This is a genomic window from Cedecea neteri, from assembly GCF_000758325.1.
GTDB classification, from domain to species: Bacteria; Pseudomonadota; Gammaproteobacteria; order Enterobacterales; family Enterobacteriaceae; genus Cedecea; species Cedecea neteri_B.
On the sequence record NZ_CP009459.1, the window covers coordinates 4,255,135 to 4,280,779 of the forward strand.

General features: G+C 55.1%; 22 protein-coding genes. 2 read left to right on the forward strand and 20 right to left on the reverse strand.

Annotated features, from left to right (window positions below):
* From menH to LH86_RS19825, 6 genes are all read right to left on the reverse strand, one after another.
* The gene (gene menH / locus LH86_RS19800; RefSeq protein ID WP_039305047.1) at positions 1-774 is read right to left on the reverse strand and encodes a 2-succinyl-6-hydroxy-2,4-cyclohexadiene-1-carboxylate synthase; all 774 of its coding nucleotides are present in this window, start codon (positions 772-774) and stop codon (positions 1-3) included.
* Complete coding sequence (gene menD / locus LH86_RS19805) at positions 771-2,441, reverse strand: 2-succinyl-5-enolpyruvyl-6-hydroxy-3-cyclohexene-1-carboxylic-acid synthase (RefSeq protein WP_039305050.1); 1,671 nt, start codon at positions 2,439-2,441, stop codon at positions 771-773. The genes menH and menD overlap by 4 nt, the downstream gene beginning before the upstream one ends.
* A gap of 82 nt (positions 2,442-2,523) precedes the next feature.
* Positions 2,524-3,825 carry an isochorismate synthase MenF gene (gene menF / locus LH86_RS19810; protein ID WP_039305052.1) on the reverse strand — a complete coding sequence of 434 codons (1,302 nt, stop codon included), beginning with the start codon at positions 3,823-3,825 and terminating at the stop codon, positions 2,524-2,526.
* Positions 3,826-3,936: 111 nt separating this feature from the next.
* Positions 3,937-4,233 carry a stress response protein ElaB gene (elaB, locus tag LH86_RS19815; RefSeq protein ID WP_039305055.1) on the reverse strand — a complete coding sequence of 99 codons (297 nt, stop codon included), beginning with the start codon at positions 4,231-4,233 and terminating at the stop codon, positions 3,937-3,939.
* A 68-nt stretch (positions 4,234-4,301) separates the two neighbouring features.
* On the reverse strand, positions 4,302-4,751 hold the full coding sequence (locus LH86_RS19820) for a GNAT family N-acetyltransferase (RefSeq protein WP_039305058.1): 450 nt from the start codon (positions 4,749-4,751) through the stop codon (positions 4,302-4,304).
* Positions 4,752-4,787: 36 nt separating this feature from the next.
* Positions 4,788-5,645: an NmrA family NAD(P)-binding protein gene (locus tag LH86_RS19825; protein WP_039305061.1), complete on the reverse strand. Its 858-nt coding sequence runs from the start codon at positions 5,643-5,645 to the stop codon at positions 4,788-4,790.
* 113 nt (positions 5,646-5,758) lie between these two features.
* On the opposite strand from LH86_RS19825, the gene LH86_RS19830 reads away from it, so the two are divergent.
* Positions 5,759-6,661 carry a LysR family transcriptional regulator gene (locus LH86_RS19830; protein WP_039305064.1) on the forward strand — a complete coding sequence of 301 codons (903 nt, stop codon included), beginning with the start codon at positions 5,759-5,761 and terminating at the stop codon, positions 6,659-6,661.
* Positions 6,662-6,715: 54 nt separating this feature from the next.
* Here the strand turns inward: LH86_RS19830 and nuoN are convergent, their stop codons facing one another.
* The 14 genes from nuoN to lrhA form a co-directional block, all read right to left on the reverse strand.
* On the reverse strand, positions 6,716-8,173 hold the full coding sequence (gene nuoN, locus LH86_RS19835; RefSeq protein ID WP_008459789.1) for an NADH-quinone oxidoreductase subunit NuoN: 1,458 nt from the start codon (positions 8,171-8,173) through the stop codon (positions 6,716-6,718).
* 6 nt (positions 8,174-8,179) lie between these two features.
* Entirely contained in the window at positions 8,180-9,709 is a 1,530-nt protein-coding gene (gene nuoM / locus LH86_RS19840) for an NADH-quinone oxidoreductase subunit M (RefSeq protein ID WP_039305067.1), read from the reverse strand.
* Between the two features lie 121 nt (positions 9,710-9,830).
* Entirely contained in the window at positions 9,831-11,672 is a 1,842-nt protein-coding gene (nuoL, locus tag LH86_RS19845; RefSeq protein WP_039305069.1) for an NADH-quinone oxidoreductase subunit L, read from the reverse strand.
* The gene (gene nuoK / locus LH86_RS19850) at positions 11,669-11,971 is read right to left on the reverse strand and encodes an NADH-quinone oxidoreductase subunit NuoK (RefSeq protein WP_008459783.1); all 303 of its coding nucleotides are present in this window, start codon (positions 11,969-11,971) and stop codon (positions 11,669-11,671) included. The genes nuoL and nuoK overlap by 4 nt, the downstream gene beginning before the upstream one ends.
* Positions 11,968-12,525 (reverse strand): NADH-quinone oxidoreductase subunit J, encoded by a 558-nt coding sequence (nuoJ, locus tag LH86_RS19855; RefSeq protein ID WP_008459782.1) that lies wholly within the window; start codon positions 12,523-12,525, stop codon positions 11,968-11,970. The genes nuoK and nuoJ overlap by 4 nt, the downstream gene beginning before the upstream one ends.
* A 10-nt stretch (positions 12,526-12,535) precedes the next feature.
* Entirely contained in the window at positions 12,536-13,078 is a 543-nt protein-coding gene (gene nuoI / locus LH86_RS19860) for an NADH-quinone oxidoreductase subunit NuoI (RefSeq protein WP_008459780.1), read from the reverse strand.
* Between the two features lie 14 nt (positions 13,079-13,092).
* Positions 13,093-14,070, reverse strand: coding sequence for an NADH-quinone oxidoreductase subunit NuoH (gene nuoH / locus LH86_RS19865; RefSeq protein WP_008459779.1), 978 nt, complete (start codon positions 14,068-14,070; stop codon positions 13,093-13,095).
* Positions 14,067-16,790, reverse strand: a complete 2,724-nt coding sequence (gene nuoG / locus LH86_RS19870) for an NADH-quinone oxidoreductase subunit NuoG (protein WP_039297064.1) — start codon at positions 16,788-16,790, stop codon at positions 14,067-14,069. The genes nuoH and nuoG overlap by 4 nt, the downstream gene beginning before the upstream one ends.
* A 170-nt stretch (positions 16,791-16,960) precedes the next feature.
* Positions 16,961-18,307 carry an NADH-quinone oxidoreductase subunit NuoF gene (nuoF, locus tag LH86_RS19875; RefSeq protein WP_039305072.1) on the reverse strand — a complete coding sequence of 449 codons (1,347 nt, stop codon included), beginning with the start codon at positions 18,305-18,307 and terminating at the stop codon, positions 16,961-16,963.
* Positions 18,304-18,804, reverse strand: coding sequence for an NADH-quinone oxidoreductase subunit NuoE (gene nuoE, locus LH86_RS19880; protein WP_008459776.1), 501 nt, complete (start codon positions 18,802-18,804; stop codon positions 18,304-18,306). Before nuoE ends, nuoF begins: the two co-directional genes overlap by 4 nt.
* A 2-nt stretch (positions 18,805-18,806) precedes the next feature.
* Positions 18,807-20,618 carry an NADH-quinone oxidoreductase subunit C/D gene (gene nuoC, locus LH86_RS19885; RefSeq protein WP_008459775.1) on the reverse strand — a complete coding sequence of 604 codons (1,812 nt, stop codon included), beginning with the start codon at positions 20,616-20,618 and terminating at the stop codon, positions 18,807-18,809.
* An 86-nt stretch (positions 20,619-20,704) separates the two neighbouring features.
* Positions 20,705-21,379 (reverse strand): NADH-quinone oxidoreductase subunit NuoB, encoded by a 675-nt coding sequence (gene nuoB, locus LH86_RS19890; protein ID WP_008459774.1) that lies wholly within the window; start codon positions 21,377-21,379, stop codon positions 20,705-20,707.
* 15 nt (positions 21,380-21,394) lie between these two features.
* Positions 21,395-21,841: an NADH-quinone oxidoreductase subunit NuoA gene (gene nuoA / locus LH86_RS19895; protein WP_039295532.1), complete on the reverse strand. Its 447-nt coding sequence runs from the start codon at positions 21,839-21,841 to the stop codon at positions 21,395-21,397.
* Positions 21,842-22,473: 632 nt separating this feature from the next.
* The gene (lrhA, locus tag LH86_RS19900; RefSeq protein WP_039305075.1) at positions 22,474-23,409 is read right to left on the reverse strand and encodes a transcriptional regulator LrhA; all 936 of its coding nucleotides are present in this window, start codon (positions 23,407-23,409) and stop codon (positions 22,474-22,476) included.
* A gap of 1,002 nt (positions 23,410-24,411) precedes the next feature.
* On the opposite strand from lrhA, the gene alaA reads away from it, so the two are divergent.
* On the forward strand, positions 24,412-25,626 hold the full coding sequence (gene alaA / locus LH86_RS19905; protein WP_039306432.1) for an alanine transaminase AlaA: 1,215 nt from the start codon (positions 24,412-24,414) through the stop codon (positions 25,624-25,626).
* Positions 25,627-25,645 lie beyond the last annotated feature (19 nt).

The following is a 25,645-nucleotide window of genomic DNA, read 5'->3' on the forward strand; positions in this document are numbered from 1 at the left end:
TTACAGGTCATAGGGACGAAAGAGGGTTAACAGAGCGGAACTGAACGCGGCGGGGGCTTCACGGTGGGCGTTGTGTCCTGCCCCTGAAATCAGAGCCAGGGAGCAGTTCAGCTCGGCGGCAACGGCGCGAAATTTTTCGTCTCGTTCACCGCAAATAAAATGAAACGGCACGGCAAGCTGGCCGAGCTGCTCGCGTAAATCGGGTTGCCGGGCAAGCGAAGTCGCTTGCAGCATTCGGGCTAACGCCTGCGGATTGTTTTGCGCACGCAGGGCGGCTAAGTCGGTGCGTTGCGCGCGGCTGAGGGAACGGAAAACAGGCTGCTGATACCAGTCGTTCAACACGGTCTGGATATCTTCGTGCATCAAACGCTGCGCCCAGCGGGCATCGTTCAGCGCTCTCGCCTCGCGCTCTGCCTCACTTCTCAGGCCAGGATGACTGCCTTCTACCACCAGGCCACGCAGTCCCTTCGACTCTGCCTGACAGGCGTGATACATCGCGATGCGCCCGCCCAGGGAGTAGCCCACGAGCCAATAGCGATTTATGCCGTGATGTTGGAGGGTATTTCGTAACGCGCTATCAACCTCGGCAAAACTCTGCACGTGAAGAGCGGCGGAACCTCCGTGGCCAGGCAGGTCCACGCACAGCTGTGGCCAGTCGGAAAAGTGCGGCTCAAGCCCCTGCCATTCATGATGGTTCCCAAGAAAACCGTGCAGCCAGACTATATGCGGCAGAGTTGAACGGTGGCCCGAATGCGGCACGGCATGAAGGATCATGCCTGGCTAACCAGGGCCAGCAAATGCTGCAGCGTCTGAGCGCCAGCAGTTTCCGGTACGCTAATTTCAATCACCGTCGAGCCAGGGCGTAACCAGGCTTGCCGAACGGCCTCTTCAAGCGCCTGCCAGCTTTCAGGCCTCTGATAACCCAACTCAAACATGGCAGCAGCGTGGGAGAAGTTCACGTTTTGCGGCATACAGTAAAAACGCTCACGTTCTTCGGCAGGCGTCGGCAAAAGTGAGAAGATTTGGCCGCCATTATTGTTCACCACCAGCAGTACAAACGGCGCCGAGGCGTGACGCAGCAGTGCCAGGGCATTAAGGTCATAAAGCGCTGAAATATCGCCGACTATCGCGAGCGTGGAGCGCGCCGTTGCCCGCTGAACGCCTGCAGCGGTAGACAGCAGGCCATCAATGCCGCTCGCACCTCGATTGCTATAAACCGGATACCCAACGGGAAGCTGGGCGAAAGCATCGATCAAACGCACAATTAAACTGTTGCCAACAAACAGCTGGCCGCCTTCCGGCAGCAATTGCGGCAGGCGTTGGGCAACCTGCGCCTCACCAAATTCGCGAGTCCCTTGTTCAACCTTTTCCAGCGTCTGCCAGGCCAGAGACGTTAGCGCTTCGGCCCAGGGCAGCCGTTTCTCTGCCGGATGTTTTTCCAGCCAGGCTTCAACGCTGGCGACCAGGCGGCGACCTCGATGATTGGCAGGGTCGAGACGCCCGGGCTGCTTGTCCACCAGCCAGTACTCTTCCGGCCTGCAGGCGGCCTGCCACTGAAGAACCCGTTTCCCGGTCAAACTGCCGCCAAACTGGATGACAATTTGCGCCTGTTCAAGACAAGTCACGGCCTGGCTATTGCTCAGCCACAGGTCTGCACACGGCAACGGCTGGCCAGTTTGCGAAAGCACATCGCCGATAAGCGGCCAGCCGAGCATTTGCGCCCAGGCCGCGACCTGCTCGCCCTCGCTGGCAGAAAGCCGCCCGGCCACCACCACGCCCCGTTTTTGCCGCCAGAAGAACCAGTCTCTTTGCTTCGGCACGGCATTGTCGCGTACTTCACGCAGCCACGGCGTGTTGCTTTCCCACCAGCCTTCGAGCTGATTTTGCCAGTCGAGACCGGTATCGTCCGGCGCGCCATAAAGCGGCTCGGCAAAGGGGCAATTGATATGCAGCGCCCCCCCGTTGAGCTGGCCGACGGCATTGTCAACCGCAGACACCAGCCAGCTGGCAGGAATATCATGCGTGGGGCGAGGCAGGTTGAGTGCAGCCGAAGGATGGGAACTAAACAATCCCGGCTGGCGAATCGCCTGGTTTGCCCCACAGTCGATAAGTTCGGGCGGGCGATCTGCCGTCAGCAAAATCAGCTTTTCACCGGTCAGCCCGGCTTCTATCACTGCAGGATAAAGATTGGCCACGGCGGTGCCGGAGGTCACGATGATTGCCACCGGCTCGCCGTTGGCCTTCGCCAGCCCAAGCGCCAGATGGCCCAGGCCGCGTTCATCAAAATGAGTATGACAAATGAAACTGCGATTTTCCGCCGCGCTGAGCGTCAGCGGCGTGGAGCGGGAGCCGGGCGCGATGCACACATGCCGCACTCCATGTCGGGTTAATGCTTCGAGTATGACGCCCGCCCAGCGGCGGTTAAATGAGCTTATCGACATAATATTGTCCGCAGTCAATTTCGACTATCGATTATAAATACTATGGCAAGGGTTAAATTGATTTGCGTCGTGAATAGCTTATTCAGTTGCCGCTGCCGATCAGCAATGTCTTCAAACCGGCCGCTTTGTTTTCAATTTCCTGCCACTCTTCTGCGGCAACCGAGCCGGCGACAATGCCCGCCCCGGCATAAAGGCGAACGCCGGTATGGCTCACTTTTGCCGAGCGCAGCGCCACACAAAACTCAGTTTGATGGCGGGACAGATAACCCGCCGAACCGGCGTACCATTCACGCTCAAAAGGCTCGTTCTCGGCAATAAATTCCCGCGCCAGCTCACGCGGTAACCCTGCCACGGCGGCAGTAGGCTGTAGCTGTTTAAGGCAAAGCGCATCGTCCTGACGCTTGAGCTGTGTCCAGATGCAGCGACGTAAATGCTGAACCTTGCGCAACCGCATGACCTGTGGCGGCAGCACATCAAGTGCGCCAACCGCAGCCTGCAAGCGCTGGCAAATGTCTTCGACCACCAGCATATTTTCACGCTGGTTTTTGTCATCTTTCAGCAGCCACTGGCCTAATTTCGCGGCCTGAGCATCATCGGGATGGTTTGCCACCGTTCCGGCCAGGGCTTCCGTCCGCAGCGCATCGTCGATTCTTCGCCACAGGCGCTCCGGGCTGGAGCCAAGAAAAGCATTTTTCGCATCAAACGCCATCAGGAAATGGTAGCAGTTCAGGTTAATCCGGCGACTGGCGGCCATAAACCCTGCGGCAGAAACCGGGGAGGAGAACGCCAGATCGGTGGCCCGGGCAAGCACGACTTTATCCAGCGCCTTCTGGCTGATGGCACTGACCACCTGATCCACCAGGCGGTGCCATTCGGGCTGCTCCGGCAGATGGGTTTCTCCAAGGCATTTGAGATTGAGCGGCGGGAGCAGTTTTGCCGGCAGAAGTTGCTCAATAAACGCGGCTGCCGCTATCGCATCCTGCTTCAGTGAGGTTTCGCTATACAGATGCAGCCAAAGAAACGCCTCCCCGCCTACGCGCCGCCATTCCAGGCGCGAGAGAAACAGAAAACCGTGTGACGGATCGAAGGCATTTAATCCCCAGACGCGCAGAAAAGGTTGTTCCGGGTGTGACTGCAGAAAAGCCTGGGCATCTTCCAGCGCAGAAAAACGCAATAATGCGCCCAACGCAGCAACTTCTTCATTGCCGTTGCGCTGCTGCCAGTAAAATTGGGGATACCGTGACTGGGCCGTGAGCCAGGCGAGAGGATCGGAGGCATCACTCAGCGTGACCGGCACACACAGGCGCTGAAGGCCCGGCTTATCCGCAAATTCCCCTGCTAATTCCTGCTGCATTTGCTGCAGTGCGACGGCTACTGAATTCACGTTTACCTCACGCTCCGTAAAAACCCCTGATTATACGTGGTCGTTACCACAAAAAAAAATCCTACCCAGGGGGTAAGATTCTTTATTTGCCATTTGCAGGCGCGGTCAAGATTATCGGCGGAGCAAAAGCCCAATCACCAGTCCGACTGCAGCACCGATGCCAATCCCCTGCCAGGGCTTTTCATGCACGTAATCATCGGCGCGGTAGACCGCTTTTTTGGTGCGGTAATAATAAGTATCGGAAGCATTGCTGATACGCGCTTTGACGTCATTCAGCGCCTGTTCGGCCTTTTCCTTTAGCTCAATGTACTTCTGGTCAGCCGGGTCGCCGGAGGCGCGAAGCACTTCTTCAAGCGTGTCGCTCAAGAGCGCAAGGTCATCATCGAGACGAGATTCATACGGTTGCATCACTGTTCTCCGTGTTAAAAAATTCCTCGTCCGCTAACTATAGACAACCGGGGCTGATTTCGCCTGCGTTAGCCGTTGGCCATCCCGACATGCGGAATACCATCTTCGTCATACACTTCAGTCACCGGGCGGAAGCCGAACTGGGCATAGAACGCCTGCAAATGCGCCTGAGCGCCCAGGTAAATTGCACGGTCAGGCCACTGTCTCTGGCAGGCGGCAAGCGCCTGAGTCATTAACTGTTGCCCAAGCTTTTCGCCGCGCACAGACGCATCAACAATAACCCGGCCAATGACCACCGGCTCCAGCTCGTTGTCACTCTTAAGAATGCGGGCATAGGCAATGAGTTTACCGTCCCGCCAACCGAGGATATGGCGGTTCTCGCCCACCAAATCCTCGCCATCAACATCCAGATACGCACAGCGCTGCTCAACAATAAAGACTTCGCAGCGCAGGGCCAAAAGGGCATAAAGATCGGTGGCGCTCAGTTCAGAATGGTGTAAATCCTGCCAGTTAAGCATTGAAAAACTCCTTTTGATTCAGGCGCCACCTGCGGGTTACCGGTGGCGCTCAAGCAACTGTTTTAGCACAGTTTCCAGAGGTGTGGCACCTTTCACCGTTTCGCCGGAAAAATCAATCCAGCCTTCGTTAAAGCCGTCCAACATTTTCATGCGTGGAAGTGGGTTTTTCATGCCCTGAGCAAGGAAATCTGCCTCCCAATTTTCACGTGGAACGGCTTTTACCGTTACCGGTTGCCCCAGAACTTGAGAGAACGCTTCGGCTGCCAGCTGCGGGCTGTAACGCTGCGGCCCTTCCAGCTCCACAATGCGGGTTCCTGATGCTGGCTGAGTCAATAATTCGGCGGCAAGCTGGCCGATATCGACGGTAGCAATCATCGGGATAACACGCTCAAGCGGCTGCAGATGGCTGTAGATAGTCCCGGTCTCTTTGGCGCTTTCCACATCCCAGAGGAAGTTCTCCATAAACCAGCCCGCGCGAAGGAACACGACGGAATCACAAACATCGGTGAGCTCTTTTTCCATCAACCCCAGAGCATTCAGCAGGTTTGGCTGCGTGGCCTGCGCCCCGATGGTAGAAAGACAGACCACGTGTTGCGGGCGCGCAGCAAGCAGTGCATGCCTGATCGCCGCGATATGGGCTCTTGGTTCAGCCATATTCCCTGAAGGATCGAACACCGGCGGCAGAAGGATAAAGACCGCTTCGGCACCAGTGAAGGCTTTTGCCAGCGCTTCGCCATCGTGCATTTCAGCCAGCGCGACGTTTGCGCCCTGCTGTGCCCAGGGCTGCCCTTTAGCTTCAGAGCGGACAACGGCCCGAATCTCATGTCCTTGAGTAAGCAATGCTTCTGCCAGTGCACCGCCAACTTGTCCGGTAATACCTGTAATTGCGAACATAATGTTTCTCCAGTTTGAGATCCCACCACAGGGTGTGGACGGCATTATGCGGATGCAGCTATGTTGTATCGATAGCACCAAAGACAATTCACTGATGACTGCGGAGCACCAATATGATTTTCAACGATCGGACCTTTGACGGACTGTCCGTGTTTACCGCCGTGGTGGAGAGCGGCACGTTTGCCGCTGCCGCGGAAGTGATCAACATGTCCCCACCGGGGGTCAGCCGGGCAATTGCCAGGCTGGAGAAACGCCTCGGCATCCGACTTTTCGACCGCACCACCCGCGCGGTAGCATTAACCGTAGAAGGCAAAACATTTTACCGCCAGATCCTGCCGCTGCTGGCCGCGCTGGAGGACGTGACCAGTTCCGCATCGCTCTCAACGAAGGCCATTACCGGCAGGCTCCGGGTCAACATCGATCCGTTCTTCTCAAGCCTGATTCTGGGGCCTCAACTGGAAACGTTTCTGTCTCGTTATCCCGATCTTGAACTGGATCTGGTGACCAGCGATCGGCTGGGGGATATGATTGGCGATGGTTTCGATCTGGCTATTCGCTTTGGCGTGCCCCGGAATAGCACTCTAGTGGCACGCAAGCTGCTGGAAACTCGCATCATGACGGTCGCCACCCCCGCCTATCTGGCTCAGCACGGCAGGCCTGAAACACCGCAGGCGCTATTGGGGCATACCTGCATTCATTTCCGCGATCCGGAAACCGGCAGGCCGTTTGAATGGGAGTTTCATCGTAAGGGAGAAGTGATTAAAGTCCCGGTCAGCGGACGCCTGACGCTGAACGATGCCCGTACTTTGCATGAAGCCTGCCTGAGCGGACACGCGATTGCCCAGATGATGACGTTTGGCTCCGGCGACCTGGTGAAGAAAGGGCAACTGGTGGATTTATTTCCCGACTGGCCGGATGAACGCTTCCCGCTTTATGCTTATTATCCCTCACGGATTAATCCTGCAGCCCGAACACGCTGTTTTCTGGATTTTATCCTCGAGCTGGCCAAAAGCTAAGCCCATAAAAAAACCGCCAACAAGTGGCGGTTTTTGAACGGCTTGCAAACCCGATTACATCAGCGGCTGCGCCAGCTGCACCAGGCTGATAAGCGGCTGCGGATAAATACCGAGCAACAGCACCAGCAGGGAAGAGATCAGCACCACAACACCACCCGCGGTCAGCGCCCAGTTAGATGGGGTGTCGCGGTTAAGCTGCTGAGGAGCGCTCAGGTACAGGCTCACGGTCACGCGCAGGTAGTAGTACAGGCCGATGGCGCTGCCCAGAACCACGGCGCCGGTCAGCCACCACAGGTGAGCCTGAACGCCCACGGCAATGATGTAGAACTTACCGATGAAGCCCAGGGTCATTGGGATACCCGCCAGGGAAAGCATCATCACGGTCATCACCGCAGAAAGCACCGGCTTATGCCAGAACAGACCACGATAGGAGAACAGTGAGTCGGCATCCGGGCCACGGTACGGGCTGGACATCAGGCTAACCACGCCGAACGCCCCCAGGCTGCTGAACAGGTAAGCGGCCAGATAAACCCCTACCGCTTCCATCGACATGTTACCGGTTTGCAGCGCAATCAGCGCCACCAGCAGGTAGCCGAGGTGTGCGATGGAAGAGTAGCCCAGCAGACGCTTGATGTTGGACTGGTTCAGCGCCATCAGGTTACCGAACAGGATTGACGCGAAGGCGATAATACCCAGCACGACGCGTACTGCTTCACTGTTACCCACTGGGGCGTAAAGGAACAGACGCATCACCACGCCAAAGATGGCGATTTTGCTGGCGGTTGCCAGGAAGGTGGAAACCGGAGCAGGTGCGCCCTGGTATACGTCTGGGGTCCACAGGTGGAACGGCACCAGAGAGAGCTTGAAGCCAAGACCGACGATCATCAGCCCCAGGCCCGCCAGCAGCAGAGGTTCGTGCAGCATGTTATCCGCCAGGCTCTTACCGAGGCTAACAAACGACAGGCTACCGGAATCAGCGTATACCAGCGCCATACCGAACAGCAGGAAGGACGAAGCCGCCGCTGACAGAATGGTGTACTTGATGCTCGCTTCCAGAGAACGCTTCTGGCGGAAGGCGTAGCCGACCAGGCCGAACAGCGGCAGAGAGATCAGCTCAATGCCGAGGAACAGCGCCGCGAGGTGGTTCGCATTAGCCAGCAAAATACCGCCGAGGGCAGCAATCAGGACCAGCAGATAGAACTCTTCGCGGTTGTCGGTGTAGCCCTGCAGCCACGGATAAGCAAAGGTACAGGTTGCCAGGCTCGCCAGCAGCACCAGCCCGGTGTAAAGCATGGCGTAGCCGTCAACGCGCATCAGCGGGGTGACATCCATCGCCCCTGCCTGACCGACAAACCACAGTGAAATCAGCGCGGCGTTAAGGCCGATAACCGACAGCGTAGCATTCAGAAAATGGTCGCGTCGCCACGCAATGGAGAGCATCACAACCACCACCGTCAATCCGACGATCAACAGCGGTAGCAGCGCGATCAAATGTTGAGGAGTTATTGTCATGGCGAATTACGGCCTTGTAGTAGAAAGTGAACTGGTAAACCACTGCTGAATATTGCTCATCGCAGAATGCGAGGTATCCAGAATCGGCTGCGGGAAGAAGCCCAGCAGAACTAACAGCACCACCAGCAACAGAATGATAAAGAACTCACGCATGGACATGCCAGGCAGTTGTTTATCGCTGATTTCGCTCTTAGCTTTCCCGAAGTAAGCACGGTGCAGCATCGCCAGAGAGTAAACAGAAGCGAAGACCAGACCGAAGGTTGAAATCACGGTAATGACCGGCACAACGTGGAAGCTGCCGAACAGGATCATGAATTCACCGACGAAGTTACCGGTCCCCGGCATACCCAGCGTGGCAACAGCGAAGAACATCGACAGGCCCGGCAGCCATTTAATTTTGTTCCACAGGCCGCCCATCATGCGCATGTCACGCGTGTGCAGACGCTCGTAAAGCTGACCGCAGATGATGAACATACCGGCTGCAGACAGACCGTGAGCAATCATCTGAATCACCGCGCCCTGGTAAGCCAGTTGGTTGCCGGTGTAGATGGCAATCAGCACGAAGCCCATGTGGGAAACGGAGGTATAAGCAATCAGGCGTTTGATGTCGGTCTGGGCAAAGGCCATCCACGCGCCGTAGAAGATACCGATGACACCCAGCCACATGGCGATTGGTGCAAACTCAGCGGACGCTTCAGGGAACAGCGGCAGAGAGAAACGCAGCAGGCCGTAGGCCGCGGTTTTCAGCAAAATACCCGCCAGGTCAACGGAACCCGCCGTTGGTGCCTGGGAGTGCGCATCCGGCAGCCAGCCGTGAAGAGGAACCACCGGCATTTTTACCGCGAAGGCGATAAAGAAGCCCAGCATCAGCAGCCACTGTACGCCGTGGGACATCGGCGTTTTCAGCAGCAGCTCATAGTTGAAGGTCCATACGCCGGTCGCGTTGTAATGCACAAACACCAGACCCAGGATAGCAATCAACATTACCAGACCGCTCGCCTGGGTATAGATGAAGAACTTGGTTGCAGCGGTAATACGCGTCTTCCCGTCGGAGGCTTTGTGGCCCCACAGCGCAATCAGGAAGTACATCGGCACCAGCATCATTTCCCAGAAGAAGAAGAACAGGAACATGTCGATGGCAAGGAACACGCCGATAACGCCACCGAGGATCCACATCAGGTTGAGGTGGAAGAAGCCCTGATATTTTTCGATTTCATTCCAGGAACAGAGTACCGCCAGCACGCCGAGCAGGCCGGTCAGCACCACCATCAGCAGCGACAGACCGTCGAGCGCAAGGTGAATTTCAATGCCAAAACGTGGGATCCACGGCAGAACGAATTCTGACTGCCACTGCGGCAAACCTGCCGACTGCGTCAGAGAATAGCCACCCTGCAACCACAATTGCAGAGACAGTGCCAGTGTCAGCCCCATGGTGATCAGCGCAATCCAGCGAGGCACTTTCACGCCGAAGCGTTCGGTCTGCCAGCAGAAGAAGCCGCCGATAAAGGGGATTAGTATTAGCCAGGGTAATAGCATGGCGTTTGAGTCCCTAAGTCAAAATAATTCTTAAACATCGCTCACTTCCCAGCGCCAGAGGAGGTATTGAGCCTCGCTCCGACCCTCTCTCATCAGAGAGAGGGGGATGGAAGAAATCCTGTTAACGCAGAACCAGCAGCAGGCCGAGAACTACAACGGCACCGATACTCATGGACGCAACATACCAGCGCAGATAACCGTTCTCGCTCACCAGCAGGCCGCGGCCAGCGAAGCGGGAGAGAACTGCCGGAATGTTCATCAAGGCATTCAGCGGGTCACGGCGCAGTAGCCACGCAATACCGAGGAACGGCTTGACGAAAATCATGTCGTACAGCCAGTCGAAGCCCCAGGCATTGAACCACCAGGTACCGAAGAAACGCCCCGGTGCACTGTTCGCAAGCGACGTCACCAGAGTACGTTTGCCCAGCCACAGGAAGGCGGCAATCAGGATACCGGCAATGGCGACGACGCCGGAGATAATCTCCAGGGTCAGCACGCTGCCGTGCGCAAGTTCAGTGGTTTCCGGCAGTACGCCGCGCAGCGGTGGCACAATCATTGCGCCAACGAAGGTGGACAGCACCAGCAGAACAACCAGCGGCAGGTGGTGGGTAATCCCCTTCCCTGCATGAGCGTGAATTTTTTCTTCACCGTGGAACGTAATGAAAATCATGCGGAAGGTGTAGAGCGAGGTCATAAACGCCCCGACCAGGCCCGCAACCATCAGGTTGATGTGGCCGTTCGCCATCGCACCAGCAAGAATTTCATCTTTACTGAAGAAGCCTGCGGTAATCAGCGGCAGAGCGGACAGCGCCGCACCCCCAACCAGGAAGCAGACATACACCAGCGGAATGGACTTACGCAGACCACCCATCTTGAAGATATTTTGTTCGTGATGACACGCCAGAATCACCGAACCGGATGACAGGAACAACAGCGCTTTAAAGAACGCGTGAGTCATCAGGTGGAAAATTGCCGCATCCCACGCCTGCACGCCCAGCGCCAGGAACATGTAGCCAATCTGGCTCATTGTTGAGTAAGCAAGTACGCGTTTAATGTCGGTCTGTACCAGCGCGGCAAAGCCTGCCAGCACCAGCGTGATCGCACCTACGATACCCACCAGATGCAGAATTTCCGGGGTCATCAGGAACAGACCATGGGTACGGGCAATCAGGTAGACGCCCGCGGTAACCATGGTGGCCGCGTGAATCAGCGCAGAAACCGGAGTTGGACCCGCCATCGCATCCGCAAGCCATGTTTGCAGCGGCAGCTGTGCAGATTTACCAACCGCACCACCTAACAGCATCAGGGTTGCCCAGGTCAGCATCTGGTTACCGGCAGCGAAGTGCTGCGGCGCCAGCTCAACCATTTCGCGGAAGTTCAGCGTACCCAGTTCGTTGTAAAGGATGAACAGGCCGAAGGCCAGGAACACGTCCCCTACGCGGGTGACCACGAACGCTTTCATTGCCGCCGCATTGTTCTTCGGATCGGTGTAGTAGAAGCCGATCAGCAGGTAAGAACAGAGGCCCACGCCTTCCCAACCGAGGTACATCAACAGCAGGTTGTCGGCAAGGACCAGAACCACCATGCTGGCGATGAACAGGTTGGTGTAGGCGAAGAAGCGGGAGTAACCCTCTTCACCGCGCATGTACCAGGAAGCGAACATGTGGATCAGGAAGCCGACGCCGGTAACCACAGAAAGCATGGTCAGGGAGAGGCCGTCCAGCACCAGGTTGAAGCCGATGTTAAAATCACCGACCGCCATCCAGGTCCACAGCGGCTGAGTGAACGCCTGCTGTCCGTTGTTAAAGAAATCAACCCCGGCAATGGCGGTAACAACCGCCGCCAGACCTACAGAGCCCATCCCGATGGTAGCGGACAGGTTTTCTGACCAACGACCGCGGGAAAATGCCAACAGTAAAAAGCCAATCAATGGCAGAACAATGGTTAACCAGAGAAGGTTCATCCACGCATCTCACTTACTGAATCGATATTCAGATTCTGGCGACGACGATGGAGCTGCAGTAACAGCGCGAGGCCAATACTGGCTTCGGCAGCAGCTAAGCTAATCGCGAGTATATACATCACCTGACCGTCAGCCTGGCCCCAGTAGCTGCCGGCAACCACGAAGGCCAGCGCGGCGGCGTTAATCATCACTTCCAGGCTGATCAGCATGAACAGCAGGTTGCGACGGATGACCAGCCCGGTCAGTCCCAGCACGAACAGAATGGCGGCGAGGATCAGTCCATGTTGCAGCGGGATCATACGTTCTCCTCCGTTTTTCTTCTCACGGCCATGTCAGCAGGGCGATTGCTCAGCACCTCACCGGCACGGTCTTCACGACCCAAGTGGAACGCAACGACCAGGCCTGCCAGCAGCAGCATGGAGGCCAGCTCCACCGCCAGTACGTAAGGCCCGAACAGCGCGATACCGACCTGCTTCGCATCGATGGACGTGCCATCAATACCCTGGTCGTTAACGGTGCGGATTGCGTAAATCAGTACCACCAGCAGCACCGCAGACAAGACGCCAGGCCCGATCCACAATTGCGGCTTCAGCCACTCGCGTTCCTGCTGCTGAACCGCGTTACCGAGGTTAAGCATCATCACCACGAAGACGAACAGCACCATGATTGCCCCGGCGTACACGATGATCTCCAGAGCACCGGCAAAGTAAGCCCCGAGGGAGAAAAACACCCCGGAGATCGCCAGCAGCGAGATGATCAGGTACAGCAGCGCATGCACCGGATTGGTGTGAGTAATCGTCCGAAGGGTCGTCAGGACGGCCACAATGGCGCAGATATAAAAAGCGAATTCCATTCCTGACTCCTTAAGGTAACAGGCCTTTGACGTCGATAGGCTTGGCTTCGTTTTCCGCTTCGCCCTTATCTTTGCCGTCGATTGCCATACCTGCCATCCGGTAGAAGTTATATTCCGGGTATTTGCCCGGACCGGAGATCAGCAGATCCTCTTTCTCATACACCAGATCCTGGCGCTTATACTCACCCAGCTCGAAGTCCGGGGTAAGCTGAATCGCGGTGGTTGGACAGGCTTCTTCGCACAGGCCACAGAAGATGCAGCGTGAGAAGTTGATGCGGAAAAACTCCGGATACCAACGACCGTCTTTCATCTCGGCTTTCTGCAGGGAAATACAGCCTACCGGGCAGGCTACCGCACACAGGTTACAGGCAACGCAGCGCTCTTCACCGTCCGGGTCGCGCGTCAACACGATACGGCCACGGTAGCGCGGCGGCAGATACACTGGTTCTTCCGGATACATGCGGGTTTCGCGTTTGGCGAAAGCGTGCATGCCGATCATCCAGATACTGCGTACCTGGGTGCCGAAACCAACCACTAACTCTTTCAATGTCATGGTTTTTTCACCCCTTATGGTGCCTGGTAAAGAATGACCGCAGCGGTCACCAGCAAGTTGATAAGCGTCAGCGGCAGGCAAACTTTCCAGCCGAAGGACATCACCTGGTCATAACGTGGACGAGGCAGTGCGGCGCGAATCAAAATGAACATCATCATGAAGAACGCGGTTTTCAGCGCGAACCAGATGAACGGTGGTAACCACGGGCCATGCCAGCCACCAAAGAACAACGTCACAATCAGTGCAGAAACGGTGACGATGCCGATGTATTCCCCGACGAAGAACAGACCGAACTTCATACCGGAATATTCGATGTGATAACCATCGGCCAGTTCCTGCTCGGCTTCCGGTTGGTCAAACGGGTGACGGTGGCAAACCGCAACGCCGGCAATCGCAAAGGTCACGAAGCCGAAGAACTGCGGGATGATGTTCCACAGATGCGCCTGGTTGTTGACGATGTCGGCCATATTAAAGGAACCGGCCTGCGCCACCACGCCCATCAGGGAAAGCCCCAGGAACACTTCATAGCTCAGGGTCTGCGCGGAAGCACGCATCGCACCAAGCAGGGAGTATTTGTTGTTACTGGACCAGCCAGCGAACAGCACGGCGTACACCGCCAGGCCCGCCAGCATCAGGAAGAACAGGATCCCGATGTTCAGATCCGCCACCACCCAGCTTGGGCTGACCGGCACAATAGCAAAGGCCAGCAGCAGCGAGGTGAACGCGATCATTGGTGCAAGCGTAAAGATCACGCGGTCGGAGAACTTAGGGATCCAGTCCTCTTTAAAGAACATCTTGATCATGTCCGCAACCAGCTGGAGTGAGCCACCCCAGCCTACGCGGTTCGGTCCGTAGCGGTTCTGGAACAGACCGAGCAGACGACGTTCGCCGAAGCTCATGAATGCCCCACAGGTCACCACGACCAGCAGAATGACAACCGCTTTGAGGATGCTCAGCAGAATGTCGATAACTTCCGGTGTCAGCCAGCTCATTGCGCAGCCTCCTGCAGATTTTCAAGACGAGCACCGGCAAGTACTGGCGCAATTCCCGGCATCCCCATCGGCAGACCAACCTGCCCTGCAACCAGACCTTCGGACAGCTGCAGCGGCAGACTCAGCGTCTGACCTTCGTAGCTGAAGGAGATCAGGCTTCCGGCGTTAACGCCAAGCTTCGCGGCATCGGCCGGGTTCAGCTTGATGTAAGGCTCAACCATACGCTTCTGGAACACCGGAGAACGCTGGGACATCTCGTCGCTACCAAACAGGTGGTAGTACGGCGCGATACGCCATTTGCCCTCTTCCGCGTGGAAGGTATCCGGCACGGAAGTGAAGTAGTCCAGGCCCGTTTCAGAGGCTTCGATCAGACGCACACCTGGATCGCCGTGGCGCAGATGACCACCCACTTCGGCCTGGAATTTGTTCCATGCCTGCGGGGAGTTCCAGCCTGGAGCCCAGGCAAACGGAATCTGCTGACGGTCGGCCAGCGGGCTGTTGTTCCCTTCCATGGAGAAGGCAAACATCGTGTCTTTATCCTGCGGCTGACGCGGTTCGTGCACGCTGATATTGGCGCGCATGGCGGTGCGTCCGCTCGAACGGATAGGAGAACGGGACAGCTTCTGACCCTTAATACGGAAGGAAGCATCCGGCGCGGCATCTTTAATACCAGCCAGTTGAGGCAGTACCTTCACACAGGCGTCAATGACATGGTCAAGCTGCGTCCAGTCAACGTCACGGCTCTGCACGGTGCTGTGCAGCGAGTGCAGCCAGCGCCAGCTTTCGAACATCGTCACGCTGGTGTCGTAGTAAGCCGGGTCATAAACCTGGAAGAAGCGCTGGGCGCGACCTTCGTTGTTAATCACCGTCCCGTCGCTTTCTGCGAAGCTTGCCGCGGAAAGTACCAGGTGTGCTTTATCCATGATGGCCGTACGCTGATGGTCGATAACCATCACCAGAGGGGCTTTGCTCAGCGCCGCATCTACGCGGGCAGCGGAAGCGTGGCGATGCAGGTCGTTTTCCAGCACCACTACCGCATCGGCAGCGCCACTTTCCAGCTCGCTCAGGGCCTCTTCCAGAGAACCACCGCCAATCATGCCGAGGCCAACGCTGTTAACCGCGCGGGCAATCATGGTGACGCCGACGTCTGCACCGCGGCCTTTCAGCGCTTTAGCCACGTTGGCCGCCGCCTGAATCACCGCTTCGCTACCGGCGTTCGTCCCGGAAACAATCAGCGGCTTCTTCGCACCGGCCAACGCCTGCACGATAACGTCCACTTTGTTTTTCAGGTCACGATCCAATTCAACGGCCGGAGAGTTGCTGTCCAGCGCATTGGCAATCGCAAAGCCAAGGCGAGCCTGATCTTCAACCGGCGCACGGTAAGTCCATGCGGCGATATCGTCCAGGCGGGTGCTGTCCACGTTGGTGACAAACAGCGGATGCTTAGCGTTCTGGCCGATGTTCAGGATTGCAGCGATCTGCCAGTCAGCCACTTTCTGAGCCGCTGCCATTTCACGCGCCTTGCCTTTCACTGCCTGACGGATAGCCAGAGCAGCACGAGCGCCGGTCTGAGTAACGTCTTCGCCCAGGATCAGCACCGCATCGTAAGATTCAATTTCACGCAGCGCAGGGGTGTGAATACCGCTGTCTCGCAGCACTTTCAGCATCAGTTGCAGGCGAGCCTGCTCACCTGCCGCAATACCGGTGTAGAAGTTTTCAGCGCCAACCAGCTCGCGCAGAGCAAAGTTGCTTTCCACGCTTGCGCGCGGAGAACCGATGCCGATCACTTTCTTCGACTGACGCAGGATATCCGCCGCGCCCTGCATCGCCTGCTCGGCGTTCAGGGTAATGAGGTCATCACCACGGCGCTGAATTGGCTGACGCGGACGGTCTTTCAGGTTCACATAGCCATAACCGAAACGGCCGCGGTCGCACAAGAAATAGTGGTTTACGGTGCCGTTGTAGCGGTTTTCGATACGACGCAGTTCACCGTAACGTTCACCCGGGCTGGTGTTACAGCCCAGCGAGCACTGCTGGCAGATGCTCGGTGCAAACTGCATATCCCACTTACGGTTGTAGCGCTCGGAGTGCGTTTTATCGGTGAATACGCCGGTCGGGCAGATTTCTACCAGGTTGCCGGAGAACTCGCTTTCCAGCGTGCCGTCTTCCGGGCGACCGAAGTAGACGTTGTCGTGCGCACCGTAAACGCCCAGATCTTTACCGTCTGCGTAGTCTTTGTAGTAACGTACGCAGCGATAGCAGGCGATACAGCGGTTCATTTCGTGAGAGATGAACGGACCGAGATCCTGATTGCGGTGAGTACGCTTGGTAAAACGATAGCGACGGAAGCTATGACCGGTCATGACGGTCATATCCTGCAGGTGGCAGTTGCCGCCCTCTTCACAGACCGGACAGTCGTGCGGGTGGTTAGTCATCAACCATTCCACAACGCTTTCACGGAACTGTTTCGCTTCGCCATCATCAATAGAGATGAAGGTCCCGTCGGAAGCCGGTGTCATACAGGACATCACCAGGCGACCGCGAGTGTCTTCCGCGTTCTGATATTGCTTCACCGCACACTGGCGGCAAGCACCGACGCTGCCCAGCGCCGGATGCCAGCAAAAATAAGGAATATCAAGACCGAGGGAGAGACAAGCTTCCAGCAAGTTGTCTGCTCCGTTGACCTCGTATTCTTTGCCGTCTACATGAATCGTAGCCATAGTCAGCATGCTTCCAGTTGGCCTGAATAACTTCAGGCGTTAATCAAAAATTCTTGTGCGAACCACCTTCGCCCTCACCCCGGCCCTCTCCCACCAGGAGAGGGAGAAAATCACCGGTCTATCCCCTCTCCCTCAGGGAGAGGGTTAGGGTGAGGGTGAAAAGCTGTCTATCACCAGCGCGTTTTTAACAGGTTCGGCTGAATACCATTAATGGCACGCAGATTTCCGTAATCCTGTTTGGCAATGCCTGCTTCGAATTCGTCGCGGAAATATTTAATCGCACTCTGCAATGGCTCAACGGCACCCGGCGCGTGGGCACAGAAGGTTTTACCTGGACCCAGATGGCGGCAGAGCTGCTCAAGGGTTTCGATATCCCCCGGCTGTCCTTCGCCACGCTCAAGCGCGCGCAGGATTTTTACGCTCCACGGCAGACCATCACGGCACGGTGTACACCAGCCGCAGGATTCACGGGCAAAGAACTCTTCCAGGTTACGCACCAGCGGCACCATACCAATTTCATGGTCAACCGCCATTGCCAGCGCCGTACCGAGACGGCTGCCTGCTTTACCAATACTTTCAAATTCCATCGGTAGGTCGAGATGTGCTTCCGTCAGGAAGTCGGTCCCCGCCCCGCCCGGCTGCCAGGCTTTAAACTTCAGGCCATCACGCATGCCGCCGGCGTATTCTTCCAGGATCTCACGGGCGGTAGTGCCGAACGGCAATTCCCAGACGCCAGGGTTTTTCACGCGGCCAGAGAAGCCCATCAGCTTGGTGCCGGCATCTTTACTCATGCCGCCGCCAATGCCCTGATACCACTCCACACCGTTAGCCAGAATCGCCGGGACGTTACACAGGGTTTCGACGTTGTTTACACAGGTCGGTTTACCCCACACGCCGCTGGATGCCGGGAACGGTGGCTTAGAACGAGGGTTCGCACGGCGGCCTTCCAGGGAGTTAATCAGCGCAGTTTCTTCCCCACAGATATAACGCCCGGCACCGGTGTGCACAAACAGTTCGAAATCAAACCCAGAGCCCAGGATATTCTTGCCCAGCAGGCCCGCTTCGGTAGCTTCGGCAATCGCGCGGCGCAGGTGATCTGCCGCCTCGATGTACTCACCGCGCAGGAAGATGTAGCCACGGTAAGCTTTCAGCGCAAAAGCCGAAATCAGCATGCCTTCCACCAGCAGGTGCGGCAGCTGTTCCATCAGCAGGCGGTCTTTGTAGGTGCCCGGCTCCATTTCATCGGCGTTACACAGCAGGTAACGGATGTTCATGGATTCGTCTTTCGGCATCAGGCTCCACTTCAAACCGGTGGAAAAGCCCGCGCCGCCGCGCCCTTTCAGGCCAGCGTCTTTTACCGCAGTCACGATTTCATCTGGTGCCATGCCGGTCAGCGCCTTACGCGCGCCTTCATAGCCGTTTTTGCTACGGTATTCGTCAAGCCAGACCGGCTGTTTGTCATCGCGCAGACGCCAGGTCAGCGGATGGGTTTCGGCAGTACGAATAATCGTTTTCATTTATACTGCTCCAGCAAGTCAGGGATGGCTTCCGGCGTCAGATGGCTGTGAGTGTCCTCATCAATCATCATGGTCGGCCCCTTGTCACAGTTCCCCAGGCAGCAGGTCGGCAGCAGGGTAAAACGACCGTCAAACGTAGTCTGGCCCGGCTTGATGTTCAGTTTGGCTTCGATAGCCGACTGAATGCCCTGGTAGCCGGTGATATGGCAAACCACGCTGTCGCAGTAGCGAATAACGTGGCGGCCAACAGGCTGGCGGAAGATTTGGCTATAGAAGGTGGCCACGCCTTCTACGTCGCTCGCCGGGATACCCAGCACGTCAGCAATCGCGTAGATGGCGCCATCTGGCACCCAACCACGCTGTTTCTGAACGATTTTCAGCGCCTCGATAGAGGCCGCACGGGCATCTTCATAATGGTGTTTCTCGTGCTCAATCGCCTCACGCTCTGCCGCACTCAGCTCAAAAGCTTCAGCCTGGTTTTGTTGGTTATCGTGCATAGTTAGCGATCCACATCAGACATTACAAAATCGATACTACCCAGATAGACAATCAGGTCAGAAACCAGGCTGCCGCGGATCGCCGCCGGAATTTGCTGCAGGTGCGCAAAGCTCGGGGTACGAATACGGGTACGATAGCTCATGGTGCTAGCGTCGCTGGTCAGGTAGTAACTGTTAATCCCTTTCGTTGCCTCAATCATCTGGAAGGATTCGTTGGCCGGCATAACCGGGCCCCAGGAAACCTGCAGGAAGTGAGTGATCAGGGTTTCGATATGCTGCAGCGTGCGCTCTTTCGGCGGCGGCGTGGTCAGCGGGTGATCCGCTTTGAACGGGCCGGCTGGCATATTTTTCAGGCACTGCTCAAGAATACGCAGACTCTGGCGCAGCTCTTCAACTTTCAGCATAACGCGGGTGTAGCAGTCGCTGATGCCACCGCCAACCGGGACTTCGAAGTCAAAGTTCTGGTAGCCGGAGTAAGGGCGAGCTTTACGCACGTCAAAGTCGATACCGGTGGCGCGCAGACCAGCACCGGTGGTGCCCCACTCCAGCGCTTCTTTCGCGGTATAGGCTGCAACGCCCTGAGAACGGCCTTTCAGAATGGTATTGCGCAGCGCGGCTTTCTCATAAGAATCCAGGCGCTTCGGCATCCACTCCAGGAACTCTTTCAGCAGACGTTCCCAGCCCTTCGGCAGGTCGTGTGCAACGCCGCCGATACGGAACCAGGCCGGGTGCATACGGAAACCGGTAATCGCTTCCACCAGATCGTAGATTTTCTGACGATCGGTAAAGGCGAAGAAGACCGGCGTCATGGCGCCCACGTCCTGAATAAAGGTGGAGATGTACAGCAGGTGGCTGTTGATACGGAACAGCTCAGAGAGCATAACGCGGATAACTTCAACGCGCTCCGGCACGACGATGCCAGCCAGCTTTTCAACCGCCAGTACGTAAGGCATTTCGTTGACGCAGCCGCCGAGGTACTCGATACGGTCGGTGTACGGAATGTAGCTGTGCCAGGACTGACGCTCACCCATTTTCTCTGCACCACGGTGGTGGTAGCCGATATCCGGCACGCAGTCGACGATCTCTTCGCCGTCCAGCTGCAGGATGATACGGAAAGCACCGTGTGCGGAAGGGTGGTTTGGCCCGAGGTTCAGGAACATGAAATCTTCATGCTCGCTGCTGCGCTTCATGCCCCACTCTTCAGGCTTGAAGGTCAGCGCTTCCATTTCCAGATCTTCTTTCTGTTTAGTCAGAATAAACGGATCGAATTCGGTGGCGCGCGCCGGGTAGTCTTTACGCAGCGGGTGGCCTTCCCAGGTCGGTGGCATCATGATGCGCGTCAGGTGCGGGTGACCATTAAAGGTGATGCCAAACATCTCCCAGGTTTCACGCTCGTACCAGTTGGCGTTCGGGAAGAGTTTTGTCAGCGTCGGCAGGTTGAGATCGTTTTCAGACAACGCCACCTTGAGCATGATATCGCGATTGCGTTCAATGGAAATCAGGTGGTAGAAAACGGAAAAATCCGCAGCCGGTAAACCGTTGCGGTGTGTGCGGAGACGCTCATCCATGCCATGCAGGTCGAACAGCATAACGTAGGGTTTTGGTGATTTCTTAAGGAAATCGACCACTTCCAGTAACTGTTCGCGCTTAACCCAAACGACGGGTACCCCGGTGCGGGTTGGCTGAACGGTAAAGGCATCCGGCCCAAAACGGTTACGCAATTCGCCAATGACCGGATCATCCAGGTGATCCCTTGTCTGCCAGGCTGGCATAGCGGCGTCTTGCGCGGTTAAATCGGTCATAGTTCTCACCATTGCAAATGGTTCTGTGGTGACTGCGCTCAGTGTCTTTGTTTTTATATTATTGATATACAAAGACGCTCACTGACCGCAGGCGCTAATTAAATCTCGTCCGGCGTCCGCAGGTTGGTGACCGCGATACGCTCGCCGCGCTTACGCTCACGCTCGGACTGCATGTTGGCGCGGTAAACGCCCTGATCGCCAACGACCCACGACAGCGGGCGGCGCTCTTTACCGATCGACTCCTGCAGCAGCATCAAAGCCTGCATGTAAGCCTCCGGACGTGGCGGGCAACCAGGGATGTACACATCAACCGGGATAAATTTATCTACACCCTGCACAACGGAATAGATGTCGTACATGCCGCCAGAGTTAGCGCAGGCCCCCATGGAAATAACCCATTTAGGCTCCAGCATCTGATCGTAAAGGCGCTGAATTACCGGAGCCATTTTGGTGAAGCAGGTACCGGCCACCACCATCAGGTCAGCCTGACGAGGAGAGGCACGTAAAACTTCTGCACCGAAACGCGCCACGTCATGTACAGCGGTAAACGAGGTCACCATCTCTACATAGCAGCAGGAAAGGCCAAAGTTGTATGGCCAGATTGAGTTTTTACGCCCCCAGTTCACCACATCGTGCATGGCATGCTCGAGCTTGCCCATGTAAACGCTGCGGTTAATCTCTTGTTCGAGGGGATCGGTTACGATCTCCTGCTTTTGCAGGGGATAACGGTCATTCTCACCGTTGGGGTCTATGCGGGTGAGCGTATAGTCCATCTTATTGCCTCGCTATTACTGCGTATGACGGTTAGTGAGACTGTCTGTTTCCGGGTTGATTTTCTCACGACGCGAACGCGCAGGAGTCCAATCCAGAGCGCCAATACGCACCAGATAAACCAGACCAGCCAGTAGCACTAAAATGAAAATTGCGGCCTCAACGAAGCCAATCCAGCCGCTTTCACGGATAGAAGTTGACCACGCGTAGAGATACAAGGCTTCCACGTCAAAGATAACGAAGAACATGGCGACCAGGTAAAACTTGGCGGAGAGACGTAGACGCGCCGTACCAACGGAGTCGATGCCCGACTCGAAGGGGGTGTTTTTGTGCCGTGCCTTAGCTCTTCCGCCAAGGAACCAGCCCCCGACAAGCATCAAACAGCACAGGCCAATGGCGACAATAAGAAAGACAGCGAACGCCCAGTGATGAGCGATAACTTCAGTGGATGTTGACATACTCATTGCTTACTCATCAAAAGTGGCGCCAAAGTCTCTGCTCTTGTTGGCAGATGAACGCCACATCGATTCATGGGGAGGAACAATCAACCGTACAATAACTACCGGAAATAATGCGTAGGCAGCCAATTGATGGGGTTTTTTACTCCTTTCTATAACCTTTTGTCAACTTTAACAAAAGTATCCACACATTAATTTACACCGACAGCAATTCATTAACATTTAATGCGTTAAAACTCATCAACACTCGCGTAAAGACCAGATTTAGATGAGGGTGAATCGTGTCCGTTCCGTGTGAAAAAATAAACAGCCCCTATATTTTGGCAGGAAATCTCAACTATTCCTCCCCCCAAGAGGGAGTATTTTCTTGATCTGAGACACGCTTTTGTTAATCCACTTCAAAAAGAAGCAACATTGTTATGCGTTTTTTTAACATTACGCCGCCTTTAAGCGAAATCATCGCTTATAAAACGAACAAAAATAGGCGCAAGTCCAACATATTGAATTTGTTATAAAAGACGAGTAATCCTGCGATTCAAGGAAAATCAGATATAAAAAATGGGCCGTTGGCGTAAAAAGAACCACCAACGACCCATTTTGCATCATTAATATTTTGTTACTAACTAGTCGACCTGCCGCTACTCAAAATCTCCTTCAACCAGCAGCGTGTCACCCCCTTCGGTTCCGGCGGTGTTATAACGGTAGGGGTTTTCCGGCGTCTCCAGCGCACTGAAGATCGCCTGCGCCAACTCATTACCACTTTCAGGGTTTTTACACAGCAGATATTGGGTTTCGGGTAAAACGGGCAGTCCCTCTGACGCCCCCAGGACACGAAGTTCCGGACTCATCATTTCAACCGGCCTGGCCGTCACGCCTAATCCCGCTTTTACGGCAGCCCTAACGGCGGCAAGCGTGGAGGCGACATAAGAAATACGCCATGGCGTCTGGCTGGCATCAAGATGTTCGAGCATCATATCGCGGTACGGGCTTGGATCGTCCAGCATCACCAGCGGCAGCGCTTCCCCACTTTGAAAAACATAATCAGCGGCGCAATACCAAAGCGTAGGCGAGGTTCGTAGGACAATGGCATCAAAGTTTGAAGGGTTTGATGTCGTCACCACCAGATCGACCTCATGCTGATTAAGCATTTCGATCATAAACGGATTTCGTTTGACCCTGACATCCAGCGCCAGCTTGGGATATACCGAACTGATCCGGTTTAACAGGAACGGTAAGATGGTATCTGCCGTTTCATCAGAGGCGCCAAGGGTAAGCGAGCCTTGCAGGTTGTTAAACATCAGTGAAGAGCACGCTTCATCATTGAAGCGAAGGATTTTACGCGCATAGCCCAGCAGTTGAATGCCGTGCTCGGTGAGCAGTTTATTACGGCCGTGTCGGGCAAAAAGCTCTTTTCCAACTAATTGCTCAAGGCGCTGCATCTGTTGGCTTACAGCGGATTGAGTACGGCACACTGCCGCTGCCGCCGCCGCAAAGGTATTGAGATCGGCGACTGCAACGAATGTCCTCAGCAGATCGAGGTCGAGGTTCAGTATCGGACGATTTGCGTTAATCATAATTTATTCACTAATAGGTTGCTCTTTCGAGTCTGCCCTGGTTGTATTGCTATGATTTATCAAAGAGATAAAGCAATTCCTTTTACCGAATGTCTCCGGTAGTCTTGGCCGCATACGTTAGCGACGCTTCTGTTTGTTATTTTTGTATTCCCCGGCATGTCACAATTATCAGAAACACACCCTAACGGGATATTATGCAGGTCAGGATAAGAAAAAACCCACCAACTCATCCTACCAGTTAACTATTTTAAACCTGAGTTATAACGGTGAATCAGCTCCGAAAAACGACTTTTAATAAGCTTTTATATGATTATTTAACGGGCTGGAGTACAGCGGCAGGCTTAAACCGGCCAAAACACACAACCAGTTGAATAATAATAGAAATATTTTAAGAAGCCGACTTAACCACGCCGCTGGCGTAGCCAACGACATCCAAAACCTACCATTTTTCGTAGCCCATCTTACAGTAAAACATGATGTTTTATAACACTTATTACGAATTATCTGATCTTATTCTCTTTTTGTGGTTTCCACACTGTTGATTATTTACAACGTTTTTTGAAGTCAGCCACAGACTATAATAAAAGACACTTAATTATTGCCGAGGTATTTATCTATTACATTGACCAATCTTTTGATATACATCTCTTTAACTACATTTTCATTGTTCCATTAATATTTCAGGCATGAATATTAATTTTTCCTTATGTTTGGCGACAACGCATTCACATTGGCAGCAGCTCCCCCTCCACACAAAGCAATAAGCAGTGAATACCATTACAACATAGCGACACGATTAGTTTATAAACCCAACATAAATAAAATTTATAGTTTTTTTAACCATTAATTTTTTTAAATTGCGTCACACGCTTATACATTGTGCTGTAAAGATAAATTGCATTTCTTCAAGTCCCATCCTTCAAATCTCGCTTAAGCAGGAGTACATTGTGGCGGTGCGCTTCCACGGCAGGACGCGAAATTAACAACAAAGGTCAAAGCTTCATGTCCCCCATCGAAAAATCCAGCAAACTTGATAATGTCTGTTATGACATCCGTGGCCCGGTACTCAAAGAGGCAAAACGCCTTGAAGAAGAAGGCAACAAAGTGCTTAAACTCAACATCGGTAACCCCGCGCCGTTCGGTTTCGAAGCGCCGGATGAGATCCTTGTTGATGTGATCCGTAATCTTCCGACCGCCCAGGGATATTGCGACTCCAAAGGGCTTTTCTCTGCCCGTAAAGCCATCATGCAGCATTATCAGGCTCGTGGGATGCGGGATGTCACGACGGAAGATATCTATATCGGGAATGGCGTTTCCGAACTGATCGTCCAGTCGATGCAGGCGCTGCTAAACAGTGGCGACGAGATGCTGGTTCCCGCGCCAGACTACCCGCTTTGGACAGCTGCCGTTTCTTTGTCCAGCGGCAAAGCCGTGCATTATCTGTGTGATGAAAGCTCTGACTGGTTCCCGGACCTCGACGATATTCGCGCTAAAATCACGCCACGCACGCGTGGCATTGTGATTATTAACCCAAACAACCCTACCGGCGCCGTTTACTCCAAAGAGTTGCTGTTAGAGATTGTCGAGATTGCGCGCCAGCATAATCTGATCATCTTTGCCGATGAGATTTACGACAAAATCCTTTATGACGATGCCGAGCATCACTCGATCGCAGCCCTGGCACCGGATCTGTTAACCATTACCTTCAACGGCCTGTCAAAAACCTACCGCGTTGCCGGTTTCCGCCAGGGCTGGATGGTGCTTAACGGGCCGAAGAAACACGCGAAAGGCTATATTGAAGGTCTGGAAATGTTAGCCTCAATGCGCCTGTGCGCCAACGTCCCCGCCCAGCATGCTATTCAGACCGCGCTGGGGGGATACCAGAGCATTAGCGAGTTTATCGTGCCTGGTGGCCGTCTGTACGAACAGCGTAACCGTGCCTGGGAACTGATCAACGAAATCCCCGGCGTCTCCTGCGTTAAGCCTCGTGGGGCGCTGTATATGTTCCCGAAAATTGACGCAAAACGCTTCAATATTCATGACGACCAGAAAATGGTGCTGGACTTCCTGCTGCAGGAAAAGGTTCTGCTGGTTCAGGGTACGGCATTTAACTGGCCGTGGCCGGATCACGTACGCATTGTGACTCTGCCGCGCATTGATGATCTGGAAATGTCGATATCCAAGCTGGGGCGTTTCCTCGGGCATTACCATCAGTAAACCTTTTGGGGGCATTTGC